Annotated in this window: 19 protein-coding genes and 1 pseudogene; 16 read left to right on the top strand and 4 right to left on the bottom strand. The window is 70.2% G+C overall.

The window, feature by feature from the left end:
* Positions 1–15 precede the first annotated feature (15 nt).
* From mqnC to AB0P07_RS00660, 4 genes and pseudogenes are all read left to right on the top strand, one after another.
* Complete coding sequence (gene mqnC / locus AB0P07_RS00645) at positions 16–1,215, top strand: cyclic dehypoxanthinyl futalosine synthase (protein WP_365543150.1); 1,200 nt, start codon at positions 16–18, stop codon at positions 1,213–1,215.
* Between the two features lie 7 nt (positions 1,216–1,222).
* Positions 1,223–1,822, top strand: coding sequence for a hypothetical protein (locus tag AB0P07_RS00650; RefSeq protein ID WP_365543153.1), 600 nt, complete (start codon positions 1,223–1,225; stop codon positions 1,820–1,822).
* An 18-nt stretch (positions 1,823–1,840) separates the two neighbouring features.
* Positions 1,841–2,298, top strand: a pseudogene (locus AB0P07_RS00655) (acyltransferase); the annotation flags it as partial.
* Between the two features lie 43 nt (positions 2,299–2,341).
* Positions 2,342–3,037 (top strand): demethylmenaquinone methyltransferase, encoded by a 696-nt coding sequence (locus AB0P07_RS00660; RefSeq protein ID WP_365543156.1) that lies wholly within the window; start codon positions 2,342–2,344, stop codon positions 3,035–3,037.
* Positions 3,038–3,058: 21 nt separating this feature from the next.
* On the opposite strand, the gene AB0P07_RS00665 is transcribed toward AB0P07_RS00660, so the two are convergent.
* Together AB0P07_RS00665 and AB0P07_RS00670 are read right to left on the bottom strand one after the other, a co-directional pair.
* Positions 3,059–3,406, bottom strand: coding sequence for a PASTA domain protein (locus AB0P07_RS00665; RefSeq protein WP_365543158.1), 348 nt, complete (start codon positions 3,404–3,406; stop codon positions 3,059–3,061).
* Between the two features lie 108 nt (positions 3,407–3,514).
* A complete protein-coding gene (locus AB0P07_RS00670; protein WP_365543161.1) occupies positions 3,515–4,027 on the bottom strand; it encodes a GNAT family N-acetyltransferase in 513 nt (170 codons plus the stop codon).
* Positions 4,028–4,124: 97 nt separating this feature from the next.
* Here AB0P07_RS00670 and AB0P07_RS00675 point away from each other — a divergent pair, with 97 nt between their 5' ends.
* A complete protein-coding gene (locus AB0P07_RS00675) occupies positions 4,125–5,417 on the top strand; it encodes a geranylgeranyl reductase family protein (RefSeq protein WP_365543164.1) in 1,293 nt (430 codons plus the stop codon).
* Positions 5,418–5,429: 12 nt separating this feature from the next.
* Here AB0P07_RS00675 and def read toward each other — a convergent pair whose 3' ends face one another.
* Both def and AB0P07_RS00685 read right to left on the bottom strand, forming a co-directional pair.
* Positions 5,430–6,053, bottom strand: a complete 624-nt coding sequence (gene def, locus AB0P07_RS00680) for a peptide deformylase (RefSeq protein ID WP_365543167.1) — start codon at positions 6,051–6,053, stop codon at positions 5,430–5,432.
* 138 nt (positions 6,054–6,191) lie between these two features.
* Positions 6,192–7,019, bottom strand: a complete 828-nt coding sequence (locus AB0P07_RS00685; protein ID WP_365543170.1) for a C40 family peptidase — start codon at positions 7,017–7,019, stop codon at positions 6,192–6,194.
* A 775-nt stretch (positions 7,020–7,794) separates the two neighbouring features.
* On the opposite strand from AB0P07_RS00685, the gene AB0P07_RS00690 reads away from it, so the two are divergent.
* Genes AB0P07_RS00690 through nuoK form a run of 11 tightly spaced genes read left to right on the top strand, consistent with a single transcriptional unit; the run spans position 7,795 to position 18,734 of the window.
* On the top strand, positions 7,795–8,154 hold the full coding sequence (locus tag AB0P07_RS00690; protein ID WP_003974383.1) for an NADH-quinone oxidoreductase subunit A: 360 nt from the start codon (positions 7,795–7,797) through the stop codon (positions 8,152–8,154).
* 12 nt (positions 8,155–8,166) lie between these two features.
* Complete coding sequence (locus AB0P07_RS00695; RefSeq protein WP_365543174.1) at positions 8,167–8,721, top strand: NADH-quinone oxidoreductase subunit B family protein; 555 nt, start codon at positions 8,167–8,169, stop codon at positions 8,719–8,721.
* Positions 8,718–9,473, top strand: a complete 756-nt coding sequence (locus AB0P07_RS00700; protein ID WP_365543177.1) for an NADH-quinone oxidoreductase subunit C — start codon at positions 8,718–8,720, stop codon at positions 9,471–9,473. The genes AB0P07_RS00695 and AB0P07_RS00700 overlap by 4 nt, the downstream gene beginning before the upstream one ends.
* Entirely contained in the window at positions 9,470–10,792 is a 1,323-nt protein-coding gene (locus AB0P07_RS00705; RefSeq protein WP_102928297.1) for an NADH-quinone oxidoreductase subunit D, read from the top strand. The genes AB0P07_RS00700 and AB0P07_RS00705 overlap by 4 nt, the downstream gene beginning before the upstream one ends.
* Positions 10,789–11,661, top strand: a complete 873-nt coding sequence (nuoE, locus tag AB0P07_RS00710; RefSeq protein ID WP_365543180.1) for an NADH-quinone oxidoreductase subunit NuoE — start codon at positions 10,789–10,791, stop codon at positions 11,659–11,661. Before AB0P07_RS00705 ends, nuoE begins: the two co-directional genes overlap by 4 nt.
* Positions 11,658–13,007: an NADH-quinone oxidoreductase subunit NuoF gene (nuoF, locus tag AB0P07_RS00715; RefSeq protein WP_176154238.1), complete on the top strand. Its 1,350-nt coding sequence runs from the start codon at positions 11,658–11,660 to the stop codon at positions 13,005–13,007. The genes nuoE and nuoF overlap by 4 nt, the downstream gene beginning before the upstream one ends.
* Positions 13,004–15,508 (top strand): NADH-quinone oxidoreductase subunit G, encoded by a 2,505-nt coding sequence (locus AB0P07_RS00720; protein ID WP_365543183.1) that lies wholly within the window; start codon positions 13,004–13,006, stop codon positions 15,506–15,508. Before nuoF ends, AB0P07_RS00720 begins: the two co-directional genes overlap by 4 nt.
* Complete coding sequence (gene nuoH, locus AB0P07_RS00725) at positions 15,505–16,884, top strand: NADH-quinone oxidoreductase subunit NuoH (protein WP_365543186.1); 1,380 nt, start codon at positions 15,505–15,507, stop codon at positions 16,882–16,884. The genes AB0P07_RS00720 and nuoH overlap by 4 nt, the downstream gene beginning before the upstream one ends.
* Positions 16,877–17,572, top strand: a complete 696-nt coding sequence (gene nuoI / locus AB0P07_RS00730; protein WP_365543188.1) for an NADH-quinone oxidoreductase subunit NuoI — start codon at positions 16,877–16,879, stop codon at positions 17,570–17,572. The genes nuoH and nuoI overlap by 8 nt, the downstream gene beginning before the upstream one ends.
* Positions 17,569–18,438, top strand: coding sequence for an NADH-quinone oxidoreductase subunit J (locus AB0P07_RS00735; protein ID WP_365543190.1), 870 nt, complete (start codon positions 17,569–17,571; stop codon positions 18,436–18,438). Before nuoI ends, AB0P07_RS00735 begins: the two co-directional genes overlap by 4 nt.
* Positions 18,435–18,734: an NADH-quinone oxidoreductase subunit NuoK gene (gene nuoK / locus AB0P07_RS00740; protein WP_006133113.1), complete on the top strand. Its 300-nt coding sequence runs from the start codon at positions 18,435–18,437 to the stop codon at positions 18,732–18,734. Before AB0P07_RS00735 ends, nuoK begins: the two co-directional genes overlap by 4 nt.
* The last annotated feature ends 9 nt before the right edge of the window (positions 18,735–18,743 follow it).

An 18,743-nucleotide genomic window follows, 5' to 3' on the forward strand; every position in this document is an offset into this window, starting at 1 on the left:
GCGAAAGGGACGCCGGTGACCGAGAAGGCCGACCTTCAGCCCATCCTCGACCGCGCCGCCGCCGGTGGGCGGATCACCCCCGAAGAGGCGCTCGACCTGTACCGCGACGCCCCGCTGCACGCGCTGGGCGCCGCCGCCGACGCCGTACGCCGGCGCAGGTACGCCGGTACCGAGCACATCGCGACGTACATCATCGAGCGCAACATCAACTACACGAACGTGTGCGTCACGGCGTGCAAGTTCTGCGCGTTCTACGCGGCCCCCAAGGACACCGCGAAGGGCTGGAGCCGCGACCTCGACGACATCCTGCGCCGGTGCGCGGAGACGATCGAGCTGGGCGGCACCCAGATCATGTTCCAGGGCGGCCACCACCCGGACTACGGCGTCGAGTACTACGAGAAGCACTTCGCCGCCATCAAGAAGGAGTTCCCGCAGCTCGTCATCCACAGCCTGGGGGCGAGCGAGGTCGAGCACATGGCGCGGATCTCGAAGGTGTCGGTCGAGGAGGCGATCCAGCGCATCCACGCCGCGGGGCTCGACTCGTTCGCCGGGGCCGGTGCCGAGCTGCTGCCCGAGCGGCCGCGCAAGGCCATCGCGCCGCTCAAGGAGTCCGGCGAGCGCTGGCTGGAGATCATGGAGATCGCGCACAACCTGGGCGTCGAGTCGACCTCCACCATGCTCATGGGCACCGGCGAGACCAACGCCGAGCGCATCGAGCACCTGCGGATGATCCGGGACGTGCAGGACCGCACCGGCGGCTTCCGCGCCTTCATTCCGTACACCTACCAGCCCGAGAACAACCACCTGAAGGGCCGCACCCAGGCCACGCTCTTCGAGTACCTGCGGATGATCGCCATCGCCCGCGTGTTCCTGGACAACGTCGCCCACATCCAGGGCTCCTGGCTGACCACCGGCAAGGAGGTCGGCCAGCTCTCCCTGCACTACGGCGCGGACGACCTCGGCTCGATCATGCTGGAGGAGAACGTCGTCTCCTCCGCCGGTGCCAAGCACCGGTCCAACCGGATGGAGATCATCGACCTCATCCGGAAGGCGGGACGGGTGCCCGCCCAGCGGGCCACCACCTACGAGCACCTGGTCGTGCACGACGACCCGGCGAACGACCCCGTCGACGAGCGGGTCGTCTCCCACATCTCGTCCACGGCCATCGAGGGCGGCACAGCCCACCCCGAGCTGAAGCTGCTGGCCTCCAACTGACGTCGCCGTGCAGACGATCCACGTCGCCGAGGCCTCTCCCGAGACGGCCGTCGTGGCCGACGGTGCGCAGCTTGCCGCCGTCGGCCCGTACGAGACACTGGCCGCCGACCACCCGCGGGCGCGGGTGCGCCGGTGGCCCGGCATCCTGACGCCCGGGCTGCTCAACCCGTACGGCCCGGAACTGCTGGAGCAGGCGTACCACCCCGACCCGCGTGAAGCGGACCGGCTGGGCACCGAGCCGGTCTTCGGGGAGCGCGCGCAGGCGCTCCTTGCCGCGAACGCGTCCGCGCGGGGCGCCAGCGCGCGCCGCGGGGTGCAACGCATGCTGGCGCACGGCACGGTCGCCGTCGCCGGTGATCTGCGCAGCCGCGCGGCGCTGGACGCGGTCCGGGGAGCGGGGCTCGCCCTGGCGGGGCGTCCGGCAGGACTGCCCGGGCCCGCGTCGTTCTCACCGGTGCCGCTGGTGCTGCTGCCCGGGCTCGCTCCGGGCAAGCCGGCGCGGTTCGCGGTGTTCGACGTACCCGACCGGGCCGCGCTCGTGCGGGACGGCGCGTCCACGTGCGTGGCCACCGTCGTCGGTGGCCGGCTGGTCTACCGGGGGCGCTGAGCGCGCGGCCCCGCGGCCCGACTCAAGCCGGTCGCCGTCGTCGGCCTGTCGCTCGCGGCGCTCGCCTGCGGTGCCTGGTACGCGTTCGCGCACCGGGCCGAGTGCGGCACGTACGACCTCGACGACATCGCGTTCGCCCAGGCCTTCTGGCCCGCCGGGTTCGTGACGCTGCTGATGTACTCCAAGGCGCGGCTCGGGGTGGACTTCTCCGGACTGGTCCGGCTGCGACGGCTGGACCGGTCGGTGACCGTGTTCAACGCCCGAGCGGTGACGGTCTGCCTCTGGCACGAGCCGGCCCTCGTCCTGGCCGTGCCGCTGATCGACGGGCCCCGGGACGTACCCGCCTTCGAGGCGTACCTGCCGCTGGAGAGCCGGTGGTTCCTGCTGGGCGTCGGGGCCTGATCGCGGTGTTCGTGCTGCTCTTCGGGTGGGTGGAGGACGTCGCCGCGCGCAAGAGGGCCCGGCTGCTGCCGTGAGCCCGTCCGCGGCGGCAGGGGGAGGTGCTGCAACAATGGGGCCGTGACCCGCGCTTCCCTGAACAAGCAGCCGCACGAAGTCGCCTCGATGTTCGACCACGTCGCGGAACGGTACGACCTGACGAACGCCGTGCTCTCGCTCGGCCAGGACCGGGCGTGGCGCAAGGCGGTCGCCCAGGCCGTCGACGCCCGCCCGGCGCAGAAGGTCCTCGACCTGGCGGCCGGTACGGCCACCTCCTCGCTGCCCTTCGCCCGCACCGGCGCCTACGTCGTCCCCTGCGACTTCTCCCAGGGCATGCTCCAGGTCGGCAAGGAACGGCACTCCTGGCTGCCGTTCACGGCCGGCGACGCGACGCGGCTGCCGTTCAAGGACGACGTCTTCGACGCCGTCACCATCTCCTTCGGGCTGCGCAACGTGCAGGACACGGACGCCGCGCTGCGTGAGATGTACCGGGTGACGCGGCCCGGCGGCCGGGTCGTCATCTGCGAGTTCTCGCACCCGACCTGGGCGCCGTTCCGCACCGTCTACACCGAGTACCTGATGCGCGCCCTGCCGCCGGTCGCCCGCGCGGTGTCCTCCAACCCCGACGCGTACGTCTACCTGGCCGAGTCCATCCGGGCCTGGCCCGACCAGGCCGCGCTCGCCGGGCGGCTCGGCAAGGCCGGCTGGTCGAAGGTGGCCTGGCGCAACCTGACGGGCGGCGTGGTGACGCTGCACCGCGGGTTCAAGACGGGCTGAGCGCGGCCCGCCCGGGGCACCTCACGGCAGGCCGGCGGCGGCGCAGCAGGGCGGTGCTTCCCCCGGCTCCGCCAGTTCCCGGCGCAGCCCGCCCAGCGGCGGACGCGGCACGCGCGGCTCGCGGATGTCCCCGCCGCCCTCGCCCTCGCCGAAGTCGAACCACACGTACACCGTCGACTCCCGCGGCACCTGCGCCCCGGGCCGCGGATACCGCCGTACGACGTGGTCGACGACGGCGGCCCGGAGATCGGGCCGGCCCGGCGCGTGCAGGGACAGGCCCCGCACGTGGGCGGTCTCGTACGCGTCCACGGCCATGAGGCCGACCGGGCGCGGGACGCGGACATCGGGCTTCTCGGACACCAGGCGCACGGACGTCACCCCCAGCGGTACCCGGCGGAGTAGCGCAGCAGGCACCACCCGGAAGCATCAAGTTGCCGACTGTGACCGTTTGTTGCGCTGTGTTACGACGGGCTCCGGCTACGGGTGCAGGGAGAGGCGGTAGCAGTGCCCCCGCCGCTCGGAGGACGGGATCGTGAAGACCTCGCCGAGCCGCATGCCCAGGCGCTCCGTGACCGCGATGGACCGGGCGTTGCGCGCGTCGACCATCGCGACCACCTCCGCCACCCCGGCCGCCCGCACCCGTTGGAGGGTCTCCCGCGCCGCCGCCGTGACGTAGCCCTTGCCCCAGTGCGCCCGCCCGAGCCGCCAGCCGATCTCGATCTCGCCCTTGGGGCCCCAGTCCCTGGGCCACGGCTGGGCGCCGGTGAAGCCTATGACCTGCCCGGACTCGTCCACCACGGTCCACAGGCAGAAGCCGTGCTCGGCGTCGTGCCGGCGCTGGCGGGCGGTCAGTTCCTCGTAGACGGACAGCTCCGCGGGCCGCCCGCCGTGGAACTCCATGACGTCCGGGTCGTCGAAGATCCGGTGCCAGACGACGGCGTCCTCGTCGGTGGGAACGCGCAACCGTACGGCGGGGAGAGGTCGCTTCACTGGGCAGCCCTTCAGCCGGGTGATCGGTGACGCTGAATAGACTGCCCATGACCAGTGCCGGTCGGCACGCAGATTCCGAACTTGGGGAGATCCCGCCGTGACCGTCGAGACTGAGCCGCTCTCCGAGAACACCGCCGACGTCATCGTCGTGGGCGCGGGGCCGGCCGGCTCCACCACCGCGTACCACCTGGCCAAGTCGGGACTCGACGTCCTGCTGCTGGAGAAGACCGCCTTTCCCAGGGAGAAGGTCTGCGGCGACGGCCTCACCCCGCGCGCCGTCAAGCAGCTCGTCGCCATGGGCATCGACATCTCCGAGGAGGCCGGCTGGCTGCGCAACAAGGGCCTGCGCATCATCGGCGGCGGCTCCCGCCTCCAGCTGGACTGGCCGGATCTCGCCTCCTTCCCCGACTACGGACTCGTCCGCAAGCGCGACGACTTCGACGAGCAGCTCGCCCGGCAGGCCCAGAAGGCCGGCGCCCGGCTGTACGAGCGCTGCAACGTCGGCGGGCCGATCGTCGACGACCGCACCGGCCGCATCACCGGCGTGAAGGCCAAGCTGGGCGAGGACAAGCGCGAGGTCGCCTTCCACGCGCCGCTGGTCGTGGCCGCCGACGGCAACTCCACCCGGCTGTCCCTGGCGATGGGCCTGCACCGCCGCGAGGACCGTCCCATGGGCGTCGCCGTCCGGACCTACTTCACCTCGCCCCGGCACGACGACGACTACCTGGAGTCCTGGCTGGAGCTGTGGGACCGGCGCGGCCCGCAGGACCGCCTGCTGCCGGGCTACGGCTGGATCTTCGGCATGGGCGACGGCACCTCGAACGTCGGCCTCGGTGTCCTCAACACCTCCGCCGCCTTCAAGGAGCTGGACTGGCGTGAGATCCTCAAGGCCTGGTGCGCGTCCATGCCGGAGGACTGGGGCTACACCCCGGACAACATGACCGGCCCGATCCGCGGCGCCGCACTGCCCATGGCCTTCAACCGCCAGCCCCACTACACCAAGGGCCTGCTCCTCGTCGGCGACGCCGGCGGCCTGGTGAACCCCTTCAACGGCGAGGGCATCGCCTACGCCATGGAGTCCGGCCAGCTCGCCGCCGACGTCGTCGTCCAGGCCCACGCGCGGGCCACGCCGGCCCAACGCGAGATCGCCCTGCAGCGCTACCCGCGTGTCCTCAAGGACACCTACGGCGGCTACTACAACCTGGGCCGCGCCTTCGTGAAGCTCATCGGCAACCCAAAGGTCATGCAGATCGCGACCCAGCGCGGCCTCACCCACCCGGTCCTGATGAAGTTCACCCTGAAGATGCTCGCCAACCTGACGGACCCGACGGGCGGCGACGCGATGGACCGCATCATCAACGGACTGAGCAAGGTCGCGCCGAAGGCCTGACCGGCTGCCCGGTCAGGCGAACGCCGCCGCGTTGGCGGCCCGGCGCGCGAAGACCTCCTCGCGCCGGTCCGCCGACTGCCGCAGCGCCGCCTTCCGTTCCCGGCCGGAGAGCCGGTCCAGGTAGAGGTGTCCGTTCACATGGTCGGTCTCGTGGGCGAGGCAACGCGCGAAGTAACCGGTGCCCTCGACTACGAGGGGAGCGCCGTCCTTGTCCAGGCCCCGCACGACGGCCCGGTCGGGCCGCGGTACGGCCATGACGGCGCCCGGCACCGACAGGCACCCCTCGCCCTCGTCCAGCAGTCGGCGCGCGGCCGGGCCGAGGGGTTCCAGCACCGGGTTGACGATGTGCCCGACATGTCGGACACCTTCGTCGTCCGGGCAGTCGTAGACGAACAGGCGCAGGTCGACCCCGACCTGATTGGCCGCCAGCCCGGCCCCCTCCGCGACGTACATCGTGCGGAACATGTCGTCGACGAGCGCGGCGAGGTCCGGCCCGAACTCCGTGACGTCACGGCACGGCCGGTGCAGCACCCCCTCGCCGACCTCGGTGACGCGCCGCACCGATCCGCGCCGGGCCTCGGGCGCGAACGGGGGGTAGGAGGCGGTGGGCCGCCCCTGTACGAACACACTCGGCATGACGTTCTCTCCTGGACTCGTGGACGGGCCGGAGGGAACCGGCCCGCGCCCGAGCATGCCAGGAGCCCGCGAAGGGCCGCAGCCCCCGAGCGGCTGCGGCCCTTTTCGCGTGTACGAGCGGGTACGGGTGGGTGCGGGTTACAGCACGCGCACCGCGCCGCTCGGCGGGTCGTACGACAGCGGCCTCTCGACGACACCGGTGGAGGAGTTCTGCGCGCCGACGAACATGCCGCCGCCGACGTAGACGCCCACGTGGTAGGCGCTGCCCGCGCCGCCCCAGTACAGGATGTCGCCCGGCTGGAGGTTGTCCAGGCCGACCTGGGTACCGGCCGTCGACTGGGCCTGCGAGACGCGGGGCAGGCTGATGCCGACCTGCTTGAAGGCGGCCTGCACGAGACCGGAGCAGTCGTAGGCGGACGGGCCGGTGGCGCCGGAGACGTACGCCTTGCCGACCTGGGCCTGCACGAAGGAGACGACGGCGGCGGCCGAACCGGTCGCCGTGCTGGTGCTGGTGCTGCTGCCCGTGCCGGTGGAGGAGCCGGTGTCCGAGGAAGCGCTCAGGGTGGTGCGCTCGGCGGCACGCGAGGCGCGCTCGGCGGCCTTCTTGCGTGCGGCCTCCTCGGCCTTCTTCCTGGCTTCGGCGGCCTTCTTCTTGGCCTCGGCGAGGTCCGCCTTGGCCTGCTTGGCGGCCTTGGCGGCAGCCGCGTCACGCTCGGCCTGCAGCTGGTAGCTCGCGGCCGCCTGCTGCGTGACGTCCGCGGACTGGGCGACCTGAGCGGCCAGGTCGGCCGTCAGGGTGGGCAGTTCGAGGGTCTGCGTCACCGGTTCGGCCGCGTGGGCCGCACCCGACGCACCGGCCACTGCCAGGGTGCTGAGGACGCCACCGGCAACTCCGGTCCGCATCGCGATCGTCGACGCGCTGCGGCGGGGCTTCCGGTGGCTGCGTATGTGAGCGGTGTGGGACATAGGGACAACCGGTATCAGTAGCTCCTCCATACCTTCAAGAAACGTGTGCTGCACCACAGTTGTTCAATCAGGCCGCCGAATCCCGGGCGTGTCGCTCTTTATTGACGCCGTAACGGACATTACGGACGGGCTGTAATCGGCCTGTGATCACGGTCTTTGATCGTTACGCCCGAATTGCCCCGCGCTTACCACTTGTTGGGACACTTGGCCAAGCCCGGTTCCCAGACGCCTCTCATGAATGTGGCACAGGTCACGAAACGGTTACCCCGGTGCACGCGTCCGTCGCGTGCGAGGCGCTCGGCCTGCCGCGGCCCACGGGCGGCCGCGCGCTCGTGAACGCGTGCACGTGTCCACATCCCCCCGATCCTCCCCCTCACGTGTGACCGCCTCCTGTATCAAGGGCGGACGTCCGGCGCCAATTTGCATGCAAGGGAACCATCTTGATATTGAGACGCCCCTTGCCCGCCCCCTCTGGCCAGCGGCGACGAGCGAAATTGTCACCTCTGGTGATCAGGTGAACGCTTCTTGTGTGAAGATCACTGCTCATCCGACTTCATGATCGTTCGTCAGGTGGTGGAGATCACAAAGCTTGTGCAATACCCCGTGTCGCAGATCACAGAGCGTCGGGCATAGGATGCGAGGCAGTTGGGCTTGTGACCTGCTTCACATGTTCGCGATCTTCGTCGGGACGGGCGTGGCTCGTGGGGCTGTTGGGGCGGCTGCGAGTCCAGTGCAACCGCCAGCAGTCAGTGCCGACTGAGAGGAGCGAGGAGCGGTGAACGCGTATGCGCCCATCCTCGTACTGGGAGCCCTCGGGGCAGGCTTTGCGATCTTCTCCGTGGTGATGGCCACGCTGATCGGTCCGAAGCGGTACAACCGGGCGAAGCTCGAGGCCTACGAGTGCGGCATCGAGCCGACCCCCACGCCGGCCGGCGGCGGGCGCTTCCCCATCAAGTACTACCTGACGGCGATGCTCTTCATCATCTTCGATATCGAGATCGTCTTCCTCTACCCCTGGGCCGTCACCTTCGACGCCCTGGGGATTTTCGGGCTCGTGGAGATGCTGCTCTTCGTGCTCACCGTCTTCGTCGCGTACGCGTACGTATGGCGGCGCGGCGGCCTGGAATGGGACTGAGGGGCCTTTGACATGGGACTCGAAGAAAAACTGCCGAGCGGCTTCCTGCTGACCACCGTCGAGCAGGCCGCGGGCTGGGTGCGCAAGTCGTCCGTCTTCCCGGCCACGTTCGGCCTCGCCTGCTGTGCCATCGAGATGATGACCACCGGCGCCGGCCGCTACGACCTGGCGCGCTTCGGTATGGAGGTCTTCCGCGGCTCGCCGCGGCAGGCGGATCTGATGATCGTCGCGGGCCGGGTCAGCCAGAAGATGGCGCCGGTGCTGCGGCAGGTCTACGACCAGATGCCGAACCCGAAGTGGGTCATTTCCATGGGGGTCTGCGCCTCCTCCGGCGGCATGTTCAACAACTACGCCATCGTCCAGGGCGTCGACCACGTCGTCCCGGTCGACATCTACCTCCCCGGCTGCCCGCCGCGGCCCGAGATGCTGATGGACGCCATCCTCAAGCTCCACCAGAAGATCCAGGGCTCCAAGCTCGGGGTGAACGCGCAGGAAGCGGCCCGCGAGGCGGAGGAGGCGGCGCTCAAGGCCCTGCCCACGATCGAGATGAAGGGGCTGCTGCGGTGAGCGACGCGAACAACACCGCGGGTGACGCGGGCGACGTCAATCCCGAGAAGGAACTGTCCGCCGAGAACCTCCCGGGCCAGCGCGGCCAGGGCGGCGAGGAGATCCGCGTCCAGCGCGGCATGTTCGGCGCCAACAACGGCGGCGACACCTCCGGCTACGGCGGCCTGGTCCGCTCCGTCCGGCTCCCCGGACCGGCGACCCGCCCCTACGGGGGCTGGTTCGACGAGGTCGCCGACGAACTCGAGGGCGCGCTGGAGGAGCAAGGGCTCCTGCCGGACAACGCCATCGAGAGGACGGTCGTCGACCGCGGCGAGCTGACCTTCCACATCGAGCGCGAGCACCTGGTCCGCGTCGCCCGCACCCTGCGCGACGACCCGGCCCTGCGCTTCGAGCTGTGCACCGGCGTCAGCGGCGTCCACTACCCGCACGACAAGGGCCGCGAGCTGCACGCCGTCTACCACCTGCGCTCGATCACCCACAACCGGCTGATCCGCCTCGAAGTCAGTGCCCCCGACGGCGACCCGCACATCCCGTCGCTGGTCTCCGTCTACCCGACCAACGACTGGCACGAGCGCGAGACGTACGACTTCTTCGGCATCGTCTTCGACGATCACCCGGCCCTGACGCGGATCATGATGCCGGACGACTGGCAGGGCTTTCCGCAGCGCAAGGACTACCCCCTCGGCGGCATCCCCGTCGAGTACAAGGGCGCCCAGATCCCGGCTCCGGACCAGCGGAGGTCGTACTCGTGAGCACTTCCCACGCCTCCCCGAGGGAGACGACCGAAGGCACCGTCTACACGGTCACCGGCGGCGACTGGGACGAGGTGGTCCAGTCCGCGGCCCGCGCCGACGACGAGCGCATCGTCGTCAACATGGGCCCGCAGCACCCGTCCACGCACGGCGTGCTCCGCCTCATCCTGGAGATCGACGGCGAGACGGTCACCGAGGCCCGGTGCGGCATCGGCTACCTGCACACCGGCATCGAGAAGAACCTCGAGTACCGGACCTGGACCCAGGGCACCACGTTCGTGACGCGCATGGACTACCTGACGCCGTTCTTCAACGAGGCGGCGTACTGCCTGGGCGTCGAGAAGCTCCTCGGCATCGAGGACCAGATCCCGGACCGGGCCACGATCATCCGGGTCATGCTCATGGAGCTGAACCGGCTCTCCTCGCACCTGGTGGCCATCGCCACCGGCGGCATGGAGCTGGGCGCCACCACGATCATGATCTACGGCTTCCGTGATCGTGAACTGATTCTCGACATCTACGAGCTGATCACCGGCCTCAGGATGAACCACGCGTACATCCGCCCGGGCGGGCTCGCCCAGGACCTGCCGCCGGGCGCGGTGGACCAGATCCGCGAGTTCGTGAAGAAGATGAAGAAGAACCTCCCGGAGTACGACAAGCTCGCCACCGGGAACCCCATCTTCAAGGCCCGCATGCAGGACGTCGGCTACCTCGACCTGGCCGGCTGCATGGCGCTGGGCGCCACCGGCCCCGTCCTCAGGTCCACCGGTCTCCCGCACGACCTGCGCAAGACCCAGCCGTACTGCGGCTACGAGACGTACGACTTCGACGTCCCGACCGCCGACACCTGCGACTCCTACGGCCGCTTCCTGATCCGGCTGGAGGAGATGCGCCAGTCGCTCCGCATCGTCGAGCAGTGCCTGGACCGGCTCCAGCCCGGCCCGGTCATGGTCGCCGACAAGAAGATCGCCTGGCCCGCCCAGCTCGCCCTGGGGCCGGACGGCCTGGGCAACTCCCTCGACCACATCAAGAAGATCATGGGCACCTCCATGGAGGCCCTGATCCACCACTTCAAGCTGGTCACCGAGGGCTTCCGGGTGCCGCCGGGACAGGCGTACACGGCGGTCGAGTCGCCCAAGGGCGAACTCGGGGTGCACGTCGTCTCCGACGGCGGAACCCGCCCCTTCCGGGTCCACTTCCGCGACCCGTCCTTCACCAACCTGCAGGCCATGGCGGCGATGTGCGAAGGCGGCCAGGTCGCCGACGTCATCGTGGCCGTGGCGTCCATCGACCCCGTGATGGGAGGCGTCGACCGGTGACCACCTCTTCTTCGGAGCGGGGCGTCAGCCTGGGCATGCCGGAACTGCCCGCGCCCGCCTACCCGGACGACGTCCGGGCCCGGCTGGAGACCGACGCGCGCGAGATCATCGCCCGCTACCCGGACTCCCGGTCCGCCCTCCTGCCGCTGCTGCACCTCGTGCAGTCGCAGGAGGGACACGTCACGCGCACCGGGATGCGGTTCTGCGCGGACATGCTGGACCTCACCACCGCCGAGGTCACCGCGGTCGCCACCTTCTACACCATGTACCGGCGCGGGCCGAGCGGCGACTACCAGGTCGGCGTGTGCACCAACACGCTGTGCGCGGTGATGGGCGGCGACGCCATCTTCGAGTCCCTCCAGGAGCACCTCGGCGTCGGAAACGGCGAGACCACCGAGGACGGCAAGGTCACCCTGGAGCACATCGAGTGCAACGCGGCCTGCGACTTCGCCCCGGTCGTGATGGTCAACTGGGAGTTCTTCGACAACCAGACCCCGGAGAGCGTCAAGGCCCTCGTCGACGACCTGCGCGCGGGACGGCCGGTGACGCCCACGCGCGGTGCGCCGCTGTGCACCTTCAAGGAGACCGCCCGGATCCTGGCGGGCTTCCCCGACGAGCGGGACGGCGCCGTCGCGGCCGGCGGCAGCGCGGGTCCCGCCTCCCTGGCCGGGCTCAAGCTCGCCAAGGGCGAGGCGTCCGCCGCGCGCGTGGTGCACCCGCGGGACGGCGGACCGCACGACGCGTCGCAGGACCGGGCCGTGCACGACCCGTCCCCGACGCAGCACCTCAGCTCGCACGACGCGCCGCAGGACACATCGGCATCCGACCCTTCCCACCCGGCAGGGCCCACCGCCGAGGAGGGGGAGTGATGACCGTGGCAGCCGAGATCAGGGGCAGCAGCCCGGAGAAGCTGCTCGCACCCGTGCTGTCGGCCTTCTGGGACGAGGACGAGTCGTGGACTCTCGACGTCTACCGGAGGCACGAGGGGTACGAGGGGCTCCGCAAGGCGCTGGCGATGGCGCCGGACGACCTGATCGCGTACGTCAAGGAGTCCGGTCTGCGCGGACGCGGCGGTGCCGGGTTCCCGACGGGCATGAAGTGGCAGTTCATTCCTCAGGGGGACGGCAAGCCTCACTATCTAGTTGTCAACGCCGACGAATCGGAGCCGGGAACGTGCAAGGACATCCCGCTCCTCTTCGCGAACCCGCACAGCCTCATCGAGGGCATCGTCATCGCGTGTTACGCCATCAGGTCTTCGCATGCCTTCATCTACCTGCGTGGTGAAGTCGTCCCAGTGCTGCGGCGGTTGCACGAGGCCGTGCGCGAGGCCTACGCGGCCGGCTTCCTCGGCGAGAACATCCTGGGCAGCGGACTCGATCTCGAACTCACCGTGCACGCGGGCGCGGGCGCGTACATCTGCGGTGAGGAGACCGCACTGCTCGACTCGCTCGAAGGCCGCCGGGGTCAACCGCGGCTCCGTCCCCCCTTCCCTGCCGTCGCGGGCCTCTACGCGTGCCCGACTGTGGTGAACAACGTCGAATCGATCGCTTCGGTTCCCGCGATCCTGAACAAGGGCAAGGACTGGTTCAGGTCGATGGGCAGCGAGAAGTCCCCGGGCTTCACGCTCTACTCGCTCAGCGGCCACGTCGCGGGCCCCGGCCAGTACGAGGCCCCGCTCGGCATCACGCTGCGCCAGCTCCTCGACATGAGCGGCGGCATGCGGCCCGGCCACCGCCTCAAGTTCTGGACGCCCGGAGGCTCCTCGACGCCGATGTTCACCGACGAGCACCTCGACGTCCCCCTCGACTACGAAGGGGTGGGCGCCGCCGGATCCATGCTCGGCACCAAGGCGCTCCAGTGCTTCGACGAGACGACCTGCGTCGTGCGGGCCGTCACCCGCTGGACCGAGTTCTACGCCCACGAGTCCTGCGGCAAGTGCACGCCCTGCCGCGAGGGCACGTACTGGCTCGTCCAGCTGCTGCGCGACATCGAGGCCGGCAAGGGACAGATGTCCGACCTCGACAAGCTGAACGACATCGCCGACAACATCAACGGCAAGTCCTTCTGCGCCCTCGGCGACGGTGCCGCCTCGCCGATCTTCTCCTCGCTCAAGTACTTCCGCGAGGAGTACGAGGAGCACATCACGGGCCGCGGCTGCCCCTTCGACCCGGCCAAGTCGACGGCCTGGGCCGACCGCACGGAGGTGAAGGCATGACCGTGACCACCAATACTCCCTCGGGAGGGGGAGCTGCGGCGGTCCCGCCGGAGGACCTCGTCACGCTGACCATCGACGGAGCCGAGATCAGCGTGCCCAAGGGCACCCTGGTCATCCGGGCCGCCGAGCAGCTCGGCATCGAGATTCCCCGGTTCTGCGACCACCCTCTCCTCGACCCGGCCGGCGCCTGTCGCCAGTGCATCGTCGAGGTCGAGGGCCAGCGCAAGCCCATGGCGTCCTGCACCATCACCTGCACCGACGGCATGGTGGTGAAGACGCAGCTCACCTCGCCCGTCGCCGAGAAGGCCCAGCACGGTGTGATGGAGCTGCTGCTCATCAACCACCCACTGGACTGCCCGGTCTGCGACAAGGGCGGCGAGTGCCCGCTGCAGAACCAGGCCGTGTCGCACGGCCAGGCCGACTCCCGCTTCGACGGCAAGAAGCGGACCTACGAGAAGCCCGTGCCGATCTCCACGCAGGTCCTGCTCGACCGCGAGCGCTGCGTGCTGTGCGCCCGCTGCACCCGGTTCTCCAACCAGGTCGCGGGCGACCCGATGATCGAGCTGATCGAGCGGGGCGCGCTGCAGCAGGTCGGCACCGGCGAGGGCGACCCCTTCGAGTCGTACTTCTCCGGCAACACCATCCAGATCTGCCCGGTCGGCGCCCTGACCTCGGCGGCCTACCGGTTCCGCTCCCGCCCCTTCGACCTGATCTCCTCGCCGTCGGTGTGCGAGCACTGCTCCGGCGGCTGCGCGACCCGTACCGACCACCGGCGCGGCAAGGTCATGCGGCGCCTCGCGGCCAACGAGCCCGAGGTCAACGAGGAGTGGATCTGCGACAAGGGCCGCTTCGGCTTCCGGTACGCCCAGCAGCGCGACCGGCTCACCACGCCGCTGGTGCGCAACGCCGAGGGCGAGCTGGAGCCCGCCTCCTGGCCGGAGGCGCTGCAGATCGCCGCACAGGGACTGCTCGCCTCCAGGGGCCGCACCGGCGTCCTGACCGGCGGGCGGCTCACCGTCGAGGACGCCTACGCCTACAGCAAGTTCGCGCGCGTGGCGCTCGACACCAACGACATCGACTTCCGCGCGCGCGTGCACAGCGCCGAGGAGGCCGACTTCCTGGCCTCCTACGTCGCCGGGCGCGGCCGTGACCTCGACGGCACCGGCGTCACGTACACGTCGCTGGAGAAGGCGCCCGCCGTCCTGCTGGTCGGCTTCGAGGCCGAGGAGGAGGCGCCCGGCGTCTTCCTCAGGCTGCGCAAGGCCTGGCGGGGGCACGGGCAGAAGGTGTTCTCCCTGGCCACGCACGCCACGCGGGGCCTGGAGAAGGCGGGCGGCACCCTGCTCCCCGCCGCCCCGGGCACCGAGACGGAGTGGCTGGACGCCCTCGCCGCCGGCGTCGGCCTGGAAGAGGGAGGCTCCCAGGCGGCCGAGGCGCTGCGCGCCGAGGGCGCCGTGATCGTCGTCGGCGAACGGCTGGCGTCCGTGGCCGGCGGCCTCACCTCCGCCGTACGGACCGCCGCCGCGACCGGCGCCCGGCTGGTGTGGATCCCGCGCCGGTCCGGGGAGCGCGGCGCGATCGAGGCGGGCGCGCTGCCGTCGCTGCTGCCCGGCGGTCGCCCGGCGACCGACCCGCGCGCGCGTGAGGAGGTCGCCGCCCTGTGGGGCCTGGCCGACCTCCCGCACCGCTACGGCCGCGACACCGGCGAGATCGTCGAGGCCGCGGCCCGGGGCGAACTCCAGGCGCTGCTGGTGGCGGGCGTCGAGGTCGCCGACCTGCCCGATCCCATGCGCGCGCGTGCGGCACTCGACGAGGCCGGGTTCGTGGTGTCGCTGGAGCTGCGGCCCAGCGAGGTCACCGAACACGCCGACGTGGTCCTGCCCGTCGCCGCGGTCGCCGAGAAGCCCGGCACCTTCCTCAACTGGGAGGGCAGGGTGCGCTTCTTCGAGGCCGCACTCAAGCCCGACCAGATGACCCGCCGTCTCGCCCCCACCGACGCCCGCGTCCTGCAGATGCTGGCCGACGCCATGGACGTACATCTGGGCCTGCCCGATCTGCGCACCACGCGCGCGGAGATCGACCGGCTGGGTGCCTGGGACGGGCCGCGGGCCGGCGAGCCGCTGCAGACCGCGGGCGCGCTGCCGCGGCCGGCCGCCGGAGAGGCCGTACTGGCCGGGCACCGGCTGCTCCTCGACCAGGGGCTGTTGCAGCAGGGCGACGAGGCGCTGGCCGGCACCCGGCACGCCGCACGCGCGCGCGTGTCGGCCGCCACGGCCGCCGAGGCGGGCGTCAAGGACGGCGACGTCCTCGCCGTGACCGGCCCAGCCGGAGCCGTCGCGTTCCCGCTGCAGGTCACCGAGATGCCGGACCGGGTGGTCTGGCTCCCGCTGAACTCGGCCGGCACCGGCGTCGCCTCCGACGCCGGTGCACTGCCCGGAACCCTCGTCCGCATCGGTCCGGCGACGCCCGAGGGCGCCGCCCCCAAGGAGGTGGAGGCATGAGCCCGTACCTCGCCGCTGAAGACCTGTCGATGTTCGGCACCGACCCCTGGTGGCTGGTCGTCGTCAAGGCGGTGTTCTGCTTCGCCTTCCTGATGGTGACCGTGCTGTTCTCCATCGTGTGGGAGCGCAAGGTCGTCGCCTGGATGCAGCTGCGCATCGGCCCGAACCGGCACGGCCCCTGGGGCATGCTCCAGTCGCTCGCCGACGGCATCAAGCTGATGCTCAAGGAAGACGTCGTCGTCAAGCGCGCCGACAAGGCGGTCTACGTCCTCGCGCCGATCGTCGCGGCCATCCCCGCGTTCATGGCGATCGCGGTGATCCCCTTCGGACCGGCCGGCAACGAGATCTCGATCTTCGGCCACCGCACCGCCATGCAGCTGACCGACCTGCCGATCGCCATGCTGTTCATCCTGGCGGTCGCTTCCGTCGGCATCTACGGCATCGTGCTCGCCGGCTGGAGCTCCGGATCGACCTACCCGCTGCTCGGCGGACTGCGTTCCTGCGCGCAGATGATCTCCTACGAGATCGCGATGGGCGCCGCGTTCGCCTCGGTGTTCCTCTACTCCGGGTCCATGTCCACCTCGGAGATCGTCGCCCAGCAGAGCGACCGCTGGTACATCGTGCTGCTGCCGGTCTCCTTCATCCTGTACATCGTCACGATGGTCGGCGAGACCAACCGCGCCCCCTTCGACATGCCCGAGTCCGAGGGCGACCTGGTGGGCGGCTTCAACACCGAGTACTCGTCGATCAAGTTCGCGATGTTCATGCTCGCCGAGTACGTGAACATGGTGACGGTCTCAGCGGTCGCCACCACGCTGTTCCTCGGCGGCTGGCGGGCTCCCTGGCCGATCAGCACCTTCTGGGAGGGTGCCAACCACGGCTGGTGGCCGCTGCTCTGGTTCGTGGTCAAGGTCCAGTTGCTGCTGTTCTTCTTCATCTGGCTGCGCGGCACCCTTCCCCGGGTCCGCTACGACCAGTTGATGAAGCTCGGCTGGAAGGTCCTCATCCCGGTCTCCCTGGTCTGGCTGATGCTCGTCGCGACCGTACGGGCCCTCAGGAACGAGAACTACGGCTTCAGCGACATCGCCCTCTACATCGGCGGCGGCGTCCTGGTCCTGCTGCTGTTGTCCTTCCTCGTGGACATGTACCGCGACAAGGGCGCGAAGGCCGCCGACCAACCGGCCGAGAGCGAGGCCGCGTTCGACCCGATGGCCGGCGGATTCCCCGTGCCGCCGATGCCCGGACAGCAGATGCCGCCGGTGCCCAGGCGCCGTCCCCGCCGGGAGCGGGAGCTGATTGCCAGTGGTGGGCCCGATACTCACAGTGACGGACCTGTGGGCGGATCTACGGATGGAAAGGAGGCGTCCGATGGCTGAGGAAGACAAGGGACACGAAGCAAACGCGGAACACCGGGACCACGCGGAACACGGTGAACACAAGGGAACCGACCCCGGTTTCCTGAATCCGGTGGCCGGCTTCGGCGTGACCTTCAAGGCCATGTTCAAGAAGCGGCTGACCGAGCAGTACCCGGAGCAGAAGAAGACCACCGCTCCGCGCTTCCACGGACGGCACCAGCTCAACCGCCATCCGGACGGCCTGGAGAAGTGCGTCGGCTGCGAGCTGTGCGCCTGGGCCTGCCCCGCCGACGCCATCTACGTGGAGGGCGCGGACAACACCGACGAGGAGCGCTACTCGCCGGGCGAGCGGTACGGCCGCGTCTACCAGATCAACTACGCCCGCTGCATCCTGTGCGGCCTGTGCATCGAGGCGTGCCCCACGCGCGCGTTGACGATGACCAACGAGTTCGAGCTGGCCGACTCCAGCCGCGCCAACCTCATCTTCACCAAGGACCAGCTGCTCGCCGGTCTGGAGGAGGGCATGGTCGACTCGCCCCACGCCATCTACCCGGGCACCGACGAGCAGGACTACTACCGGGGCCTGGTCACCGAGGCCGCACCCGGCACGGTCCAGCAGGTCGCCCACTCCAAGGGCGAGGTGGTCCAGGAGGGCGACTCGACCTTCGGCGGGACCGAGCCGGCGTCGGAGGAGGTGATCCGCCGATGAGCGCCCAGCTCGCCGCCTATTCGACGTCCACCGGAGAGGCCGTCCAGTTCTGGATCCTCGGCACCGTCGCGGTGATCGGCGCCCTGTGCACCGTCTTCATGAGGAAGGCCGTGCACAGCGCGCTGTGCCTCGCCGGGACCATGATCGTCCTGGCGGTGTTCTACCTGGCCAACGGCGCCTACTTCCTCGGCATCGTGCAGATCGTCGTCTACACCGGCGCCATCATGATGCTGTTCCTGTTCGTGGTGATGCTCGTCGGCGTCACCGCGGCGGACTCCCTGAAGGAGACCATCAAGGGGCAGCGCTGGCTCGCCCTGCTGTCCGGGCTCGGCTTCGGCATCCTGGTGATCGCCGGCATCGGCAACGCCTCCGTCACCGAGTTCACCGGACTCGCCCAGGCGAACGCGAACGGCAACGTGGAGGGCATCGCGTCCCTCATCTTCACCAAGTACGTCTTCGCCTTCGAGATCACCGGCGCGCTGCTCATCACGGCCGCCGTCGGCGCCATGGTGCTCACCCACCGCGAGCGCACCGAGCGCGCACGCACCCAGCGCGAGCTGTCCGAGCAGCGCGTCCGCGACGGCAAGTACCTGCCGCCGCTGCCCGCCCCCGGCGTATACGCCCGGCACAACGCGGTCGACATCGCGGGCCTGCTGCCCGACGGCACTCCGTCCGAGCTGACCGTCAGCAAGACGCTGCGGGAGCGCGGCCAGATCCGCGACGTGTCGACGGAGGCGCTGAACGACCTGAAGGCGCTGGAGCAGCGGGCCGAGGAGCGGCTGGAACGCAAGGCCGTCGGTCCCGCGGGCTCCGGGCGGCCCGACACGCGGCCCGACTCCAAGCGGTCCGAGGAGGCGTCGAAGTGAACCCCGTGAACTACCTGTACCTCGCGGCCCTGCTGTTCACGATCGGCGCCACCGGCGTACTGATCCGGCGCAACGCGATCGTGGTCTTCATGTGCGTCGAGCTGATGCTCAACGCCTGCAACCTCGCGTTCGTCGCGTTCTCCCGGCTGCACGGAAACCTGGACGGCCAGATCATCGCCTTCTTCACGATGGTCGTCGCCGCCGCGGAGGTCGTGGTCGGGCTCGCGATCATCGTGTCCCTGTTCCGTTCCCGCCACTCGGCCTCGGTCGACGACGCCAGCCTGATGAAGCTGTGAGGGGCTGAA

This window comes from Streptomyces sp. NPDC085944, from assembly GCF_040686295.1.
Classification (GTDB): Bacteria; Actinomycetota; Actinomycetes; order Streptomycetales; family Streptomycetaceae; genus Streptomyces; species Streptomyces salinarius.

Coding starts and splice junctions, on each gene's coding strand:
- AB0P07_RS00685 (WP_365543170.1), bottom strand. CDS start 7,019: ATGTCCCACACCGCTCACATACGCAGCCACCGGAAGCCCCGCCGCAGC.
- AB0P07_RS00735 (WP_365543190.1), top strand. CDS start 17,569: ATGAGCGCCCAGCTCGCCGCCTATTCGACGTCCACCGGAGAGGCCGTC.
- nuoH (WP_365543186.1), top strand. CDS start 15,505: ATGAGCCCGTACCTCGCCGCTGAAGACCTGTCGATGTTCGGCACCGAC.
- def (WP_365543167.1), bottom strand. CDS start 6,053: ATGCCGAGTGTGTTCGTACAGGGGCGGCCCACCGCCTCCTACCCCCCG.
- AB0P07_RS00695 (WP_365543174.1), top strand. CDS start 8,167: ATGGGACTCGAAGAAAAACTGCCGAGCGGCTTCCTGCTGACCACCGTC.
- nuoI (WP_365543188.1), top strand. CDS start 16,877: ATGGCTGAGGAAGACAAGGGACACGAAGCAAACGCGGAACACCGGGAC.
- AB0P07_RS00720 (WP_365543183.1), top strand. CDS start 13,004: ATGACCGTGACCACCAATACTCCCTCGGGAGGGGGAGCTGCGGCGGTC.